Source organism: Agathobaculum hominis, assembly GCF_014288055.1.
Classification (GTDB): domain Bacteria; phylum Bacillota; class Clostridia; order Oscillospirales; family Butyricicoccaceae; genus Agathobaculum; species Agathobaculum hominis.
Window position 1 is genome coordinate 223,217 of record NZ_JACOPK010000001.1, and the last position, 15,547, is coordinate 238,763.

Here is a 15,547-nt window from a genome sequence, read left to right on the forward strand (position 1 = left end):
GATGTGGAAATTCCCTGCCCGGATTGCCGGGGCAGCCGGTATCGCCGGGAAGCGGAACAGGTTCAGCGGAAAAATAAGGCCGGAGAAGCGCATTCTCTGCCGGAGGTCATGGATATGGACGTCAAGCAGGCGCTCTCCGCCTGTGGGGATATGAAAACTGTTTCTGCCCGTTTGCAAGTTTTGCAGGACTTGGGACTTGGGTATCTGACTCTTGGAGAAGCCACGCCAAGTCTTTCGGGTGGCGAAGCCCAGCGGCTGAAGCTGGCATCCGAGATGGGGCGGCAGCAGGACACCTCTATATTTATCTTTGACGAGCCGACCATCGGTCTGCACCCGTTGGATGTGCAGACGCTTTTGCTGGTCTTTGACCGACTGGTAGAAAGCGGTGCAACTGTTATTGTCATCGAGCATGATCTGGACGTAATTCGCAATGCGGACTATATCATCGACATGGGTCCCGGCGGCGGAGAGCAGGGCGGGCGCATTGTCGCTGCCGGGACGCCGGAGGAAATTGCGCAGAATACGGAAAACGTCACCGGAAGGCATCTGTGATTTGTTCGCTATCATCCTGAATAGGCAAACCCCTCTGCCGACACCCTGACTGAGTGTCGGCAGAGGGGTTATCCGTGTCCGGAGCGTTATTACAGTGTGTACCGCAGCCAGACTGCGCCATCTTTATAGGGCTGCACACTTGTAAGCTTTAGGTTGACAGGCTCTGTGCCCATGGGCAGACCGTCAAAGGTGGAGGTCATGCCTTTTCGTCCATCGATTCCGGGGCCGAGCAGAATGCTGACCTCATCCAGCAGTCCCGCATGGAGGAAGGCTGCATTGATCGTGCCGCTGCCAACGATCGCCATGCGTTCCACGCCAAACTCAGAGTACAGGATTTCCGCAGCTCTGCGCAGGTCGATTCGCGTTTTGCCGCAGACGATCCGCGAAATATGAAGCGAATCGAGATAGGCAAGATACTCCGTTGTGACGGCTTCCGATAGAATGACGACCAACGGCGTTCCGCTGTTGCTGTCGTCACGCCAAAGGAGCGTCCCCTTTGTATCTACAACGACTTGATAGCCCGCTGCATCCCTCTTCTTTGAGAAGCCCTCTTTTCCGAACGCTGCTGCCGCATTTGTGGGTTCAAATACGCCGGAGTCTGACATTTCAAGCTGTGCAGTCACTCTGCCGATCAGCGTTGTGGGAACGTTCAAAGCATTCAGCGTTTCGTAATATTCATTGGACCCGGCAATTTTTACTGTCATGCCGCAGTCGATCCTTCCGTCTATCGACATCATCATGTGGCAGATCATATATGGTTTTTTCATGTGATACTCCTTCTTTTACTTGAGATTTTCCTGAAAAAACGCATTCAGCTTTTCAAATGGAATGAGGCTCATCCGGTCATAGAGATCGGTATGGCTGGCACCGGGGATGATGCGCAGCTCCTTATTGTCGCCGGTGAGCTTTTTATAGACACTCTCGCTGAAATAACGGGAGTGTGCCTTCTCGCCATGCACCAGCAGAACGGCGGAACGAATCTCCGAGGCATACTGCAAAATCGGCAGATTCATAAAGGGCAGTGAGGAGGTTACATTCCATCCATTGCTTGAATTCAGGGAACGTGGATGATAGCCGCGCGGCGTCTTATAGTATGCGTAATAGTCCTTCACAAACTGCGGCGCATCGTCCGGCAGCGGATCGACCACGCCTCCGGCAAGGGCATAACTGCTGTTTTTGTAGTCCTCGGTGCGCTGGGCGTTCATGGCTTGTTTCTTTTCAAAACGCACCTGCTCAGAATCTTCTGCATCAAAATAGCCGTTGGCAGTGACACGGGTCATATCGTACATATTCATGGCAGCGGTTGCCTTGATGCGGGTGTCCTGCGCGGCGGCGTTGACAGCCATACCGCCCCAGCCGCAGATGCCGATGATGCCGATACGCTCCGGGTCTACATTCTCCTGCACGGACAGAAAATCCACGGCGGCGCAGAAATCCTCGGTGTTGATGTCGGGTGAGGCCACATACCGGGGCAGTCCGCCGCTCTCGCCGGTATAGGACGGATCGAAGGCAATGGTGAGATAGCCATACTCCGCCATCTTCTGCGCGTACAGTCCGGAGGACTGCTCCTTCACTGCACCGAATGGGCCGCTGACGGCAATGGCGGGCAGCTCGCCCACTGCATTCTTCGGCGTGTACAGATCTGCCGCCAGCGTGATGCCGTAGCGATTGTGAAAGGTCACTTTTTGTGGTCAACCTTGTCGCTTTTTGGGAACACCTTGTCCCATTCCTGTGTTAAATTCAGCCTTTCATCTGTCATTTTCGTTGCGCTCCTTATTCGTAGTTGCTTTGATATAATCTGCATCGCTTACGGCCTCCAGCCACTCGTTGGATGTTTCAACTCCCGGTACCTCTACGGCGAGATGGGAGAACCAGCTGTCCGGTGCTGCGCCGTGCCAATGCTTGACACCGGCCGGAATGTTTACCACATCGCCCGGCAGCATCTCCACAGCGGCCTTGCCCCATTCCTGATAAAAGCCGCGTCCGGCAACGCAGATCAGGAGTTGCCCGCCGCCGGTTTTTGCGTGATGGATATGCCAGTTATTCCGACAGCCCGGCTCAAAGGTCACGTTGAAAACGCCTACCTGCTCCTTGGAGACAGGCGCCAGATAGCTTTTCCCGCTGAAATACTGTGCAAAGCCCTCGTTGGGCGCGCCGATGGGAAAGACCATGGATGCAGCGTGCTCTGCCATAGCATTCTCGCCGGTGTCCTCGCCCCACACTTCCTTTGCCATACGGAACGCCGCCCACGCCTTGGGCCATCCGGCATAGAAGGCGGCGTGGGTCAGAATCTCAGCAATTTCCTCCTTGGTGATGCCGTTTTTCTTTGCGCTTTCCAGATGATACCGGAAGGACGAATCGGTGAGTCCCTGTGCCATGAGCGCCGTCACCGTCACAAGAGAGCGGTCTCGCAGGGAAAGCTGATCCTCCCGGCTCCATACCTCGCCGAACAGCACATCGTCGTTCAGCTCCGCGAACTTTGGCGCGAAATTGCCCAAAGCATCCCTACCGGCTGTTTGTTTGATTGCCATTTTTACGTTACCTCCATTTATTTCGGCGCACGCTCTTGCGCTGCGCTTTCGTTTCTGCTATAATAATGATAGCACCTAAACCTAACTTTAGGTCAAGAGATTTGAAGAATATATTTGTGAATTTTTTTGTGGAGGTTTCTATGTACTCGATTGGACAGGTTTCGGAGATGTTCGGCTTGCCGATCTCCACACTTCGTTATTATGATAAGCAGGGTCTTTTTCCCGGAATAGAGCGCAGGTCCGGCATACGAAAATTCGGCGAGAATGAGCTTGAAGCCCTGCGGGTGATCGAATGTCTCAAAATGTCGGGGCTTGAGATCAAGGACATCAAGCAGTTTATGGACTGGTGCGTGGAGGGTGCATCCACATACCCTTTGCGCCGGGAATTGCTGGAAAAGCAGAGGAAAACCGTCGAGGCGGAAATTGCACACATGAATAAAGTTCTGGATATGCTCCGATTCAAATGCTGGTATTATGATCAGGCGATTCAGGACGGCAGCGAGGATCGGATCAAGAGCCTGCTTCCAGACCATCTGCCGGATGATATTCAGCCCCTCTATGACCATGCGCATCAATAAAAAGAACGTCTCAGCCAATGTTCAGACAGACATCGGCTGAGACGCTTGTTATAAGGCAATACCGCATAATTGGACAAGAGCGATTTGCGAGTAAATTTTGCGTACTGACGAGGCGCGGTTTTGCGGTAATACTTGACGTATTACCGCGAAATCGCAACAAAGTCAGGGCACGAAATTTCCGCAAAGCGCCGCAGCTTTAATTGTGCGGTGTTGCCTTAAAAGATTACTCAAATTTCCGATCATACAGCAGAGCTGCAATCAGCACGACGAAGCACGATCCGGCGTTATGTACCAGCGCCCCGGTGGTGGGATTCAGCAATCCGAGAACAGAGAGCGTGACCGCAAGAAAGTTGATGCACATGGAAAGCGTAATGCTGAGCTTGATGGTTTTCACTGTTGCACCCGAAAGCCGTTTCAGATACGGGATTTTGGAAATATCATCACTCATCAGTGCAATGTCAGCCGCTTCCACAGCAATATCGCTGCCCATACTGCCCATGGCAACACCGACGCTTGCGGTTTTCAGTGCGGGTGCATCATTGACGCCGTCCCCAATCATGCACACATTTCTGCCATGCTTCTGCAATGCGGCGATGTTGCCGACTTTATCCTCCGGCAGCAGATCGGCGTAGACTTCGCGGATGCCGACCTGCGCCGCAAAATAGTCGGCGGTCTTTTGGTTGTCGCCGGTCAGCAGCACTGTGTTTGTCTGCATGGCGGTCAGCTTCTGCACCATTGCCGAAGCTTCCGAACGCAGAACATCCGACAGCGCAATTACACCGACGCATTGACCGTTCACCGCAACGAGAATGGATGCCTTGCCTTGCAGCCGGAGCTTTTCCAGTGTACCGGCTGCGTTCGCTGTCACGGAAACGCCGCACTCGTGCAGATACTTTTCGTTGCCGCAAAGGAGCTGACAGCCGTCCACCTCGGCAGAAATGCCTTTGCCGGAGGTCATTTGGAACGCCGCAGATTCGCTAAGAGGTAAATCACGCTTTTTCGCATACGCCACGATTGCTTTCCCTAACGGATGCTCACTTTTTGCCTCGGCAGAAGCCGCAAGATACAGGAGCTTTTCTTCGTCCAAATCAGGAGCAAAGGACAGAACATCACTGACTTCCAGCTTTCCATAGGTCAGCGTACCGGTTTTATCAAAGGCGATGGTATCGACCTTGCCCATCTTCTCCAACGCTTCGCCGGATTTGATAATTACGCCGTGTTTGGTAGCCTGCCCGATGGCAGCCATAATCGCCGTGGGGGTTGCCAGCACCAGCGCACAGGGGCAGAATACCACAAGCACCGTTACCGCACGGACAATGTCCTGCGTTGCAATACCGGCAATGGCTGCAACCAACATCGCCACAGGGACAAGCCAGCTTGCGACCCGGTCGGCAATTCGTGCCATGGGCGCTTTTTTGTCCTCCGCTTCCTGCACCATGCGAATGAGCTTTTGCAAGGAGCTGTCCTCGCCAACCTTTGTTGCACGGATGTCGATTGCGCCGAAACGATTGATGGTCCCGCAGAACACCGTGTCTCCGGCTGCCTTATCTACTGGCAGAGATTCACCGGTCATAATCGACTGGTCAACGGAGGTTTCACCGCTTACAATGACACCGTCCACCGGAACGGTTTCTCCGGGCAGGATTCGGAGCATATCGCCCTTGACGATCTTCTCAGCAGGAATCATTTCTTCCTTTCCGTCCCGAATGCGCCGTCCCTGCGTCGGAGCGAGACTGATGAGCTTTTTCAGTCCCTTCTTTGCCCGGTTCGTGGTGGCGTCCTCCAAAAGCGCACCGATTGCCATGATGAAAGCGACTTCACCGGCGGCGAACAGGTCGCCAATGGCAATGGCAGCAAACATGGCAATGGTAATCAAAAGAGCAGATGAGATTTTGCTGATTCCGGGATTATAAATGATCCGCCACACCGCAAGATACAAAAGCGGAATCCCGGAGATTACAACCGTTCCCCATGCCGGGTCAACCGGGAGATTGACGCCCGTCCTCGGCAGGGCAAAGCTGAATACAAGCAGAACGCCTCCGATGATGGTCATCGGGAGTCCTGCCAGAAAATCATTGATTCGTTTTAACATTTCGGACACCTCTTTCTTCTTGACACTGCAAGCCTTTTCCTGTATCATTTATTCGATACAGAACACTTTATTCTGTTCTGAACTTATTGTATCGAGAAAGAAGTAAGGAAGCAAGAAGCAGATTTTGCGGAACATTCGGTTCGGAACAGATTTTGCGAATTGTTCGGGAGGCAGATATGGACAGACGGCAGAAGAAAACAAGAGATGCGATTTTCTCCGCGTTTGCGGAGCTGCTTTCTCAGAAGCATTACAATCAGATCTCCGTGCAGGAGATTATTGATGCAGCCAATGTGGGAAGAACGACCTTTTATGCCCATTTTGAAACGAAGGACTATCTGCTGAAATCCCTGTGTGAAGAATTGTTCGGGCATATCATCGACACGGCTATGGGCTTGCCCCACGGACATTATCATTATTCCTGCGGCAACAAAACGGACTCTGTGTTTCTGCATCTGGTACGACACTTGCAGGAAAATGACCGGAATATTCTGGAGCTGCTGTCCTCAGAAAATAATGAGATTTTTATGAAATACTTCAAAACCAACCTGCGGACGCTGATTGTGACCCAGTACGCCGAAAAGGGACTTCTGAAAAGTGCTACGCTGCCGGAGGACTATCTGGTAAACCACATTGCGTCTTCTTTCGTTGAAACGATTGACTGGTGGGTGTCCCGTGGGATGAAAGAAACGCCGGAGACGATAACGGAGTACTTTTTGAGTGTGATTGAGCCGGTTTTACGGAGTGAGGAATAGCAAATGCGCCTGCGCATCCTGTGCAAGCGCATTAATAGAACCTGTTACCGGTCAAGGCAAGGGCAAATATAGGTTCGTATTGCCCAGAGAATAAGAGAACGCCCGTTATCGGCCATGTTGCCAATAACGGGCATTTGTCATTCATATACAAGCTCGGTCAAAACGATTTCCCCCGTGCGGTTTCGGATACTGTTCATGCGGTGTACCCATTCCATCTGGTCGGCGGCTTTGAGCGATTCGGTCACACCTTCTTGCTTCGCCATAGCAGAAACGACGATTTCCATTCGTTCATTGCAGGCTTGGTCAATCTCGGCAAGGTGCCGATGTAGCGTCCCAGATGTGAGAAAGTTCGCGTAGAGAACAGGCCGATGAGCTTTCAGATAACTGCGGCGCATACGTCCATACTTGCCGATCTGATATTCTGGCTCATCTGGCAGGGTAAGGTTTGGGATAAGGTAATCGCCCTCCTGATGATAAGTGCCGCCCATTTGCTTAAATAACGATTTCATAAAAATCAGCTCCTTTGTGTGTTGATTTCCAGCGGTTATAAGGTGTTTTGACTCCTTTCCTACAACTGCTGTTCCATTCACCACAAATGAGCCGCAGTCATATGTATTAGGTGGGAGAAACCACCCTTTACATATTAACTCTTGATTTTGGATGGAGTTGGAATCGCCCTCTATCCCATCGTCCTGGCTGAGACGGCAGTAAAGAGCGGTTTTCTGTTTTTTCTGATACCCCCTCACTACCCCTCCCGAAAAAACAGCGTGGTGAATACCCCGGAATCAAAAACTCCTGCAAAAGATTTAAGGTCAAGGGTGTGCAATAGACACCCTCGCTGTCCAACCTTGGGTGTCTTATTGACACCCAAAGCGAAAAAATCGGCAGACAGGCTCTTGTAAAGTCTGTCTGCCGATGGTAACATACCGCAAATCTAGGCCATTTCGCCCAAAAACAGACTTGAAAAGTGATAAATTCTTTCATAACAATTAGGCAGACTACTACCACACCGGGGTTGGTTATCAATGGCACCGAAGAAAATCCGGTAAAGATCAAAAACAACTCTGCCGATGGTTGGGAAGACCAATCGGTTGGCGGCGGAATCCTGTTGGCAAATCTGAATGATGCGGCCAAGGTACAGATTAAGAACGCGTTTGTATAGCAGTGATCTCACAGCAAATCACCTTGCGGTGACCAATACTGTTATGAGTACCAACAGCGCTGCAAAAGGCGGCGGTATTTGCCTGTTGAACGACACAAAGCGCGGTCTGATGGAGACAAACTTCTCGAACACCATCATCACGGAAAACACTGCAACGGAACGGTTCATGTTCATAGGTACACAATGTGACCTATGGGGCAGATCGGACGGTACAGGGCACGAAAAATAAGTCGAGGGAATTTTCCTCGACTTATTTTTTGTTAGTTTCGGCAGCTATCGGCTATGCCGTTGACTGCCCCCATACACTTGGATTGAACAGGTTAAGACTAGGCTGACCCGTAGCGCCGGTCTTGGATTCTTTGTCCGCAAGGGTGTATTCATTGTCCGCTACATTCTGCTGATAATGCTCCACGGTATAGGAGATACCGCCCTGCACTGTCCACTTGGCATAGAGAGTGATATCAGAACTATCCCTGGGGCCAAAGACCGGATGTGTGATTTTCCGAATCCTTTCGAGAATGGTGGCGGCTTGATCCTTTTCTTCTTCACCGGCCCAAAGATGTACTGCAGCGCTTGATATGAATGAGCCTTCTCCTTGCGTTAAAGCCAGATACATGTGCGCAACATTGTTGGCAACTACAGGACTACTAGAAATGACATAGGAGGCAAATTCCCACATTCCAAGCGCTGAACTGGTATCAATCCGTTCGAGCTGCTTTTCAAGTATTTCTAGGGTGTGCTTTGCACTATATTGTATAGGTCTGCGTAATGCCCTCATTTTCCCCAATCTGAACTGTAACCGTAGAGGCCCTAGCAATCAGGGCCCGTTGCACAAAGGGCGTGGGAGCGGCGGTTGTCCCGTTTGATCTGCCTTGTCCACTTTTTCCGACGTTTTCCGATTCGCCGCTCAAACTCCTCCAGCTCTTTCTCCTTGTAAGCGTCCAGCCGTTCCCAGTAGACCGCCGGGCACTTCGGTAATCTCAGCGAGTTCCTCCGACGCGCGGGAGGCGTTGGCCCTCACATGGGTCGAGTCCGTGCCGACCACACGCCCGCTGACAAGGCCCTTTTCAATGCACTGGCGCACGACTTCTTCAAATAATTGCCGAAATACCCTGCGGAAGGACGGTTTCCGGCGGCGCAGCTGCGAGATGGTGCTGTGATCCGGCACCCGGTCGAAGAGGTCGAGGCCCAGGTACCAGCGCAGGGCGATGTCGGTCTGGATACGCCGCTCGATCTGCCTCTCCGACGGGATGCCGTACAGGAACCCCACCAGCAGGTACTTCACGATGACCACCGGGTCGATGGCCGGACAGCCGTATTTTGCTGTAAAGCGGGGCTGTTTCCTCGTACACAAACGACAAATCCAGCGCCGTCTCCAGCTTTCGGAGGAGGTGCTCCTGCGGCATTAAGTCCTCGATCGTTACCATGTGCATCGCCAGCTGCATCCCATCACCTCAGGTTGTTTTCCTCATTATAGCATTCCGCGAGGGCTGTTGCGAGACTTTTTCAACAGCGCCATATTGTATCGACTTTTCCGGTCGAATCCCGTCTAATAAGTAAAAGACACAGTGGGAGATGTGTTGCCATGAAAAAGATGGGTGAGGAAACGCGCGGCGGCCGCGGCCGGCGTCATTTTTGGGGGTGCGGTGATGCTGATGGGGGCGTTTTGCGTTCTGCTGTCCGGCAATCCGCCGGTTTCGGCGGTGCCGCTGGAAACGCCGCAGGTCCCGGTGCGGGAAGCGCCGGTGACGGCGTAGGTGCTGGAGCCGCTGCTTCCGGTGGACACGGGGCCGGAGAAGTCCCATCCGCCGACCCGGGAGCCTGCTTGTCCCCGGGAGGAATCCTTATTGCAGTATATAACGCACTTTTGGAGGAACCGGCGGCTGAAAAGGAGTGCTTGTATTTGAATGTGGCGGAGGCCGTGACCGTGAAGAACGATTGCCTGCGAAAAGAACTGATCTCCGACGGCATCCATCTCCATACCGCGGAATGCGTGGAGTGGCGGGAATATCTGAAAGCGCATCCGGTGGAAAAGGGCCTCTGACAAGAGACTCTTTATTGACTTTTTCGACAGATTTTGGAGACGTAGTTCGTGCACAATTGCTGAAAACAAGGCGGTGGCCTGACAATTTCTTGACAAGTGAATCGAAAAAAGATATAATGCGATTGTATGAGAAGTACAGTTCCCCCTAGAGGGGAATTTACTTCGCCCTCGTTTTGGAACAATATTCCGCCATGCGGAATATCTGAAAAAACGGGTGGAGACATGGGAGAAAAAGAATAAAAACGAGGAGGAAAAAGCCCATGATCATGAAGTTCCTGAAAAAAATCCCCGCCGGTATGATGGTCGTGCCTATGCTGTTGGGCGCGTTCATCAATACTTTCTTCCCGCAGGTCACTGGCATCGGTTCCTTTACCACCGCAATCTTCACCAGCGCCGGTGCCAACGCGGCGATCGGTATTCAGCTGTTCTGCCTGGGTACGACCCTGCGGTTCCGCGAGATCGGCGGCGTCGTCAAGCGCGGCGGCGTGCTGCTGATTGCCAAGTTCATCATCGGTGCCGCCATCGGTATCGGCGTGGGCAAGCTCTGCGGTCCCGAGGGCCTGCTGGGTCTGAGCGCGCTGGCCATCATCTCCGCTGTCACCAACTCCAATGGTTCTGTGTACCTGGCCCTGATGAACAGCTACGGCGATACGGTTGACCAGGCCGCCATGCCTCTGCTGGCCATCAACGACGGCCCCATGCTCACCATGATCGCTATGGGCGCAGGCGGCCTTGCCGACATCCCGTTCATGGCTCTGGTTGCCGCCATCGGCCCCATCCTGGTGGGTATGATCCTGGGCAACATTGACAAGGACCTCTCTGACTTCCTGGCTCCCGCCGGCAGCATCCTGCTTCCCTTCGTGGGCTTCTGCTTGGGCTCCGGCATGAACCTGACCAACATCGCCAAGGGCGGTGTCCAGGGCATTTTGCTGGGCCTTATCACCTGCCTGATCGGCGGCGCCTTCATCATGCTGTGCGACAAATTTATCAGCCGCCGTCCCGGCTATGCCGGCTGGGCCGTTGCTACTACCGCAGGCAACGCCGTGGCTGTTCCCGCTGTCATTGCTGCCGCAGACGCCACCTGGGCTCCCTGGGCGGACATTGCGACCTCTCAGGTGGCCGCTTCCGCCATCCTGACCGCCATTCTGGTTCCCATCATCACTTCCTGGTGGGCCAAGAAGTATGGTTGTCCCAAGTTCCCCAAGGACGAGGCGCAGGCTGCTCTGTTTGCCAAGGACTGATTTTTAAAGAAGGCACTTGCTGAAAAGAAGGAAGATCGAAAGGAGATCAATAACAATGCTGAATGCTATGATCGTTGAAGCGGCGAAGGACAACGTGATCGTTGCCATTGAGCCCATCGCCAAGGGTGATACCGTTACTTATAACTGCGCCGGCCAGGAAAAGAGCCTGACCGCTCTGGAGGATATCACCATTTATCACAAGCTGGCTGCCTGCGACATTGCCAAGGGCCAGCCCATCGTCAAGTACGGCGAGCATATCGGCTTGGCCGCCCGCGATATCAAGGCCGGCGAGCATGTTCACTGCCACAATCTGGAAGAGCACCGGGAAAACCTGGATGCCAAAGGCTGAGAAAAGGAGGATTTCAATATGAATTTCTATGGTTATAAGCGTCCTGACGGCCGCGTTGGCGTGCGCAACAAGGTTCTGATTCTGCCTGCCAGCGTCTGCGCCTCCGATACCACTCGCATCATCTCTCAGCAGGTGGTGGGCAGCGTGACCTTCAACAACCAGCTGGGTTGCTCTCAGGTGGCTTCCGACCAGCAGTTCACCATGGATGTCATGGCCGGCTATGCCGCTAACCCCAATGTCTACGGCACGGTGGTTGTGTCCCTGGGCTGCGAAAACTGCCAGATGGATCTGGTGGTGGAGGCCATTAGGGAACGCACCAACAAGCCCTTGAAGCAGGTCATCATCCAGGAGGCCGGCGGCACCCTGAAGGCCATTGATATGGCCGTCCGCTACGCCAAGGAAATGGTGGAAGAGGCGTCCTTGCTGCAAAGGGAAGAATTCCCCATGTCCGAGCTTATCATCGGCACGGAGTGCGGCGGCTCTGACCCCACCAGCGGCCTTGCCTCTAACCCCCTGATCGGACAGCTCAGCGATCTGATCGTCAAGGAGGGCGGCACCTCCATCCTGTCCGAGACCACTGAGTTCATCGGCGCCGAGCACATCCTGGCCCGCCGAGCCGCCACGCCCGAGGTCCATGACCGGATTTATGAGATCGTGCACCGCTACGAAAAGGCGTTGCAGCTGGTAGGCGAGGAAGTCCGCGAGGGCAACCCCTCTCCTGGCAACAAGGCTGGCGGCCTGACCTGCCTGGAGGAGAAGTCCCTGGGCTGCATCCACAAGGGCGGTCACAGCCCCGTCAATGCCGTTTATGACTACGGCAAGCAGGTGGAGGCCAAGCAGGGCCTGGTCATCATGGACACCCCGGGTAATGACCCCTCTTCCGTTGCCGGCATGGTGGCTGGCGGCGCACAGATCGTGGTGTTCTCCACCGGCCGCGGTACTCCCACCGGCAATCCTTTGGCTCCCGTCATCAAGATTACCGGCAATAAGCTGACCTATGCCAACATGGTGGACAACATTGACGTGGACGCTTCTCCCATCATCTATGGTACCAAGACTCTGGAAAGCCTGGGTGACGAGCTGCTGAAGCTGACCCAGGAGGTGGCCTGCGGCAAGCAGACCAAGGCCGAGTCCCTGGGCTATACGGAGATGGCCATTGCCCGCGTGTGCAACTTCGTGTAAGTTTTTTCAATGCCCCTCTGACCGGGCCCGCAGTGCGGGCCCGGTTTTTTTTGCGTGTTTCGGAAAAACCCCTTGACAAATGGAGGGAAAAGACTATACTATATTTGTGATGTTAATGGCATAGTTTTGTGTAAAGTTAATTTGGAATATGATTCCGTTATACGGAATCAAAAAACGGCAGAACATTTTTGCCGGCAGACAAGAAAGGAAGTTCTATCATGAACGCAGCATATCTGACGCCTGCAATCACGCTCTTTCACGAAGACGGCACCCTGGATTTTGAAAGCCAGGAGCACCTGTTCAACAATCTGATTGAAAACGGTGTTGACGGCATTTTGGTGGAGGGCAGCTCCAGCGAATTTTTTGCCATGCCCATGGACCAGCGCCGGGAGATGGCCAAGTTTGCCATTGAGACGGTGAACCACCGGGTTAAGCTCATTATCGGCACCAGCCACATGGTGGCGGACGAGATTGTAAATTTTTCTAATTTCTGCCTGGATGCCGGGGCCGATGCCGTCATGATTCTGCCGCCCTATTACTTTCACTTCGGCACTGAGGCGTTGCTGCAATACTACGACCGCCTGGCAGCTCAAATTCATGGCAATATCTACATTTATAATTTCCCCGACAACACCGGCTATACCATCCCGCCTCAAACGGTGCTGGCGCTGGCCAAGATCCATTCCAACATCGTGGGCATGAAGGATACTATTTCCGGTATGGATCACACCCGGGAGCTGATCAAGGTCGTCAAGTCACAGATCCCCTCCTTTGAGATTTATTCCGGCTTTGATGACAACTTTGCCCACAACGTGCTGGCTGGAGGCAACGGTTGCATCGGCGCTTTGAGCAACGTGGTGCCTGAGGTCTGCTCCGCCTGGGTACGGGCGTTCCGGGAAAATGATCTGGACGGGATCGCCAGGGGACAGCAGACCATTGACCGCCTGATGGATCTCTATGCGGTCCGCAGCCCCTTCCTGCCGGTCATTAAAGAAGCCTGCAAGCTGCGCGGCGTGGCCGCCAGCAGCACCGGCACTTTCCCCATGCCCAACGCGACAGTGGAAGATGACGCCAAGATCCTGGAGCTGCTGCGCCGGGAGGGTGTTGAGTAAATTTCCCCTGCAAAAAGCAAAAAAGCGGCCCGCTGTATTCAGACAGCGGGCCGCTTTTGAATATGGAAAGCCCAGGGAATCCGGGAGAGAAAGAGGCCCTCAGCGCATGGTGATGGTGCCCCCTGTTTCCGCCGCCAGATCGCCGGCGGTGTAGACGGCGCATTTGCAGGTGGCAATGGCCTTTTCCGCCCGCTCGCTGAGCAGCTCTACATGGATTTCCAGTGTATCTCCAGGGAGAATTTTTTTGCCGTTGGCCGCCCACGCATCCACCTTTTCCGCTATGGTGGAAGAAGGCGTAATGGGGAAAATGCTGGCCACTTCGGTAAAGGCGTAAGAGATATAGGCTGCTGCGGTATCTCCGTCCATGACAACGCTTTTTTGCTCATGTTTCATTTCCTTTCTGAGTCCTTATTTTCAGCCGCTGTCTGAGCTGTATAGGCAAGGGAGAAGGGAGAGACTCAAAAAGTTCCATAGTACGGACTTTAATTCCGGAATATAAGATGAAAAAGATTCACAAGCAGCCTCTCTTGTGGTATACTATTATCATAGGATTTTTCCGTTTATTTGCCAAGCATCTTAAAAAAATGAGCATTTTGCGCGAAAGGAAGAGAAATATATGGCGAAAGTGCAAGTGTCCAGTATCCTCCGCGCCTTACAGATCCTGGAGTGTTTCATGGACAGAGAGACCGAATGGACGCTGAAGGAGCTGGTGGACCATCTGGATCTGCCCTCTACCACGGTGTTCCGCCAGGTGTCCACGTTGGCGGAGCGGCAGTATTTGGTGCAGGACCCTGTCCGCAAGAGCTATCGGGTGGGACCGCGGCTGATGCTGCTGGCCAGTGCGATTCTGGGTCAATCGGACCTTCGGCGGGTGGCCAGGCCGGAGCTGGAGCACCTGAGCGACACTGTGCATGAGACCATTAATCTCAGCGTGTTGCTGGAGCACGATATTTTTTATCTGGATAAAGTGGAGACCCACCGCTCCATTGTCTGCAACACACAGATTGGCGGCCGGGCGCCGGCCTATGCCACCAGCAGCGGCAAGGCGATGCTTTCCTGCCAGAACGAGGCATACATCGACGATTACTGCCAGTGGATGAACCGCAAGGCTTATCCGCTGACCAGCAACACCATCACCGATTCCGACCAGCTGCGTTCCCAGCTGGTCCAGGCCCGGCTCAACGGATATGCCATGGATGACGGTGAGATTGAAGCGGGGCTGATCTGCGTGGCGGCGCCGGTCTATGATATGAACCGCAAGGTGGTGGCGGCTGTGAGCATTTCCGGCCCAGATTACCGAATGCGGGAGGATCAGGAGGTCATGATCCGGGAGGCGCGGCAGACGGCGCATAACATCTCGCGGCTGCTTGGCTATCGGCTGTAAAACGAAATATAGGGATGAGTAAAATTTCAATTTGTTCATGAGACTATACAATAAATAGTGCCATCCGGCTTGCTTAAAACCTATATATTGGTGACTCGACTTTGCAAAACTCGCGTTTTGCTCAACCCTATCAGATAGATTTCAGCACGGATTTCATTTTTTACAACAAAGCCGCTTGTTCGGACATTTCAAACATCGACGGATCAGCGCGCAAGCGACATGGAGTAACGGCGACTGATTCAGTTAAGGAAACGATTGTCCTGGTCATGTTATGCCGCTAAGAAAATTATCTGGATGTGTAATGACTGAAAAGCCTTCCTTAATCTGATGCTCTGGTCCGAGAACCTACCCGATGTCTGCAAGAAAGCACCCTGACAAAATGCCGGAAGCCACTCTCTGGTGGCTGTCGGCATTTTAGTTATTTATCGCTTACATCGCGCCTATCAGGGCAAATAAGGGCGTCAGCCTGTATCATGCAAAGCGAGGCCACCGGGTGATTTCCGGTGGCCTCATGCTCTGCTCATGAACGGTATTTGGTTGATGCCCCTGTGCAGGGAAGCCTTGGCGT

The 15,547-nt window shown here is 53.4% G+C and carries 17 protein-coding genes and 1 pseudogene; 10 read left to right on the forward strand and 8 right to left on the reverse strand.

Annotated elements, in window-relative coordinates:
• Window positions 1–114: 114 nt before the first annotated feature.
• Window positions 115–552: a hypothetical protein gene (locus H8S02_RS12790; RefSeq protein WP_407926388.1), complete on the forward strand. Its 438-nt coding sequence runs from the start codon at window positions 115–117 to the stop codon at window positions 550–552.
• An 89-nt stretch (window positions 553–641) separates the two neighbouring features.
• On the opposite strand, the gene H8S02_RS01080 is transcribed toward H8S02_RS12790, so the two are convergent.
• The 3 genes and pseudogenes from H8S02_RS01080 to H8S02_RS01090 form a co-directional block, all read right to left on the reverse strand.
• On the reverse strand, window positions 642–1,319 hold the full coding sequence (locus tag H8S02_RS01080) for a dihydrofolate reductase family protein (RefSeq protein WP_186968842.1): 678 nt from the start codon (window positions 1,317–1,319) through the stop codon (window positions 642–644).
• Between the two features lie 15 nt (window positions 1,320–1,334).
• Window positions 1,335–2,311 (reverse strand): annotated as a pseudogene (locus H8S02_RS01085) (alpha/beta hydrolase).
• Window positions 2,301–3,083 (reverse strand): carboxymuconolactone decarboxylase family protein, encoded by a 783-nt coding sequence (locus H8S02_RS01090; protein WP_186968843.1) that lies wholly within the window; start codon window positions 3,081–3,083, stop codon window positions 2,301–2,303. The pseudogene H8S02_RS01085 and the gene H8S02_RS01090 overlap by 11 nt, the downstream one beginning before the upstream one ends.
• 140 nt (window positions 3,084–3,223) lie before the next feature.
• On the opposite strand from H8S02_RS01090, the gene H8S02_RS01095 reads away from it, so the two are divergent.
• Window positions 3,224–3,661: a MerR family transcriptional regulator gene (locus H8S02_RS01095; RefSeq protein ID WP_186968844.1), complete on the forward strand. Its 438-nt coding sequence runs from the start codon at window positions 3,224–3,226 to the stop codon at window positions 3,659–3,661.
• Window positions 3,662–3,884: 223 nt separating this feature from the next.
• On the opposite strand, the gene H8S02_RS01100 is transcribed toward H8S02_RS01095, so the two are convergent.
• Window positions 3,885–5,753: a heavy metal translocating P-type ATPase gene (locus H8S02_RS01100; protein WP_186968845.1), complete on the reverse strand. Its 1,869-nt coding sequence runs from the start codon at window positions 5,751–5,753 to the stop codon at window positions 3,885–3,887.
• A 176-nt stretch (window positions 5,754–5,929) separates the two neighbouring features.
• Between H8S02_RS01100 and H8S02_RS01105 the strand changes: the two genes are divergently transcribed.
• A complete protein-coding gene (locus tag H8S02_RS01105) occupies window positions 5,930–6,505 on the forward strand; it encodes a TetR/AcrR family transcriptional regulator (RefSeq protein ID WP_186968846.1) in 576 nt (191 codons plus the stop codon).
• A 137-nt stretch (window positions 6,506–6,642) separates the two neighbouring features.
• Here the strand turns inward: H8S02_RS01105 and H8S02_RS01110 are convergent, their stop codons facing one another.
• Entirely contained in the window at window positions 6,643–7,014 is a 372-nt protein-coding gene (locus tag H8S02_RS01110; protein ID WP_186968847.1) for a TnpV protein, read from the reverse strand.
• Window positions 7,015–7,710: 696 nt separating this feature from the next.
• On the opposite strand from H8S02_RS01110, the gene H8S02_RS01120 reads away from it, so the two are divergent.
• Window positions 7,711–7,896, forward strand: a complete 186-nt coding sequence (locus H8S02_RS01120; RefSeq protein ID WP_186968849.1) for a hypothetical protein — start codon at window positions 7,711–7,713, stop codon at window positions 7,894–7,896.
• 51 nt (window positions 7,897–7,947) lie between these two features.
• On the opposite strand, the gene H8S02_RS01125 is transcribed toward H8S02_RS01120, so the two are convergent.
• Together H8S02_RS01125 and H8S02_RS01130 are read right to left on the reverse strand one after the other, a co-directional pair.
• Window positions 7,948–8,445: a hypothetical protein gene (locus H8S02_RS01125; RefSeq protein ID WP_207722037.1), complete on the reverse strand. Its 498-nt coding sequence runs from the start codon at window positions 8,443–8,445 to the stop codon at window positions 7,948–7,950.
• A gap of 129 nt (window positions 8,446–8,574) precedes the next feature.
• The gene (locus H8S02_RS01130; protein ID WP_243166347.1) at window positions 8,575–9,021 is read right to left on the reverse strand and encodes a transposase; all 447 of its coding nucleotides are present in this window, start codon (window positions 9,019–9,021) and stop codon (window positions 8,575–8,577) included.
• Between the two features lie 231 nt (window positions 9,022–9,252).
• Between H8S02_RS01130 and H8S02_RS01135 the strand changes: the two genes are divergently transcribed.
• From H8S02_RS01135 to H8S02_RS01155, 5 genes are all read left to right on the forward strand, one after another.
• Window positions 9,253–9,711, forward strand: a complete 459-nt coding sequence (locus H8S02_RS01135) for a hypothetical protein (protein ID WP_186968852.1) — start codon at window positions 9,253–9,255, stop codon at window positions 9,709–9,711.
• A 260-nt stretch (window positions 9,712–9,971) separates the two neighbouring features.
• The gene (locus H8S02_RS01140) at window positions 9,972–10,952 is read left to right on the forward strand and encodes a 2-keto-3-deoxygluconate permease (RefSeq protein WP_186968853.1); all 981 of its coding nucleotides are present in this window, start codon (window positions 9,972–9,974) and stop codon (window positions 10,950–10,952) included.
• A gap of 55 nt (window positions 10,953–11,007) precedes the next feature.
• Window positions 11,008–11,301 (forward strand): UxaA family hydrolase, encoded by a 294-nt coding sequence (locus H8S02_RS01145; RefSeq protein WP_118686486.1) that lies wholly within the window; start codon window positions 11,008–11,010, stop codon window positions 11,299–11,301.
• An 18-nt stretch (window positions 11,302–11,319) separates the two neighbouring features.
• Entirely contained in the window at window positions 11,320–12,483 is a 1,164-nt protein-coding gene (locus H8S02_RS01150) for a UxaA family hydrolase (protein ID WP_186968854.1), read from the forward strand.
• 218 nt (window positions 12,484–12,701) lie between these two features.
• Window positions 12,702–13,595, forward strand: coding sequence for a dihydrodipicolinate synthase family protein (locus H8S02_RS01155; RefSeq protein ID WP_186968855.1), 894 nt, complete (start codon window positions 12,702–12,704; stop codon window positions 13,593–13,595).
• A 99-nt stretch (window positions 13,596–13,694) separates the two neighbouring features.
• On the opposite strand, the gene H8S02_RS01160 is transcribed toward H8S02_RS01155, so the two are convergent.
• The gene (locus H8S02_RS01160; RefSeq protein ID WP_186968856.1) at window positions 13,695–13,988 is read right to left on the reverse strand and encodes a hypothetical protein; all 294 of its coding nucleotides are present in this window, start codon (window positions 13,986–13,988) and stop codon (window positions 13,695–13,697) included.
• A 223-nt stretch (window positions 13,989–14,211) separates the two neighbouring features.
• Here H8S02_RS01160 and H8S02_RS01165 point away from each other — a divergent pair, with 223 nt between their 5' ends.
• Window positions 14,212–14,979, forward strand: a complete 768-nt coding sequence (locus H8S02_RS01165; protein WP_186968857.1) for an IclR family transcriptional regulator — start codon at window positions 14,212–14,214, stop codon at window positions 14,977–14,979.
• Window positions 14,980–15,547: the final 568 nt, after the last annotated feature.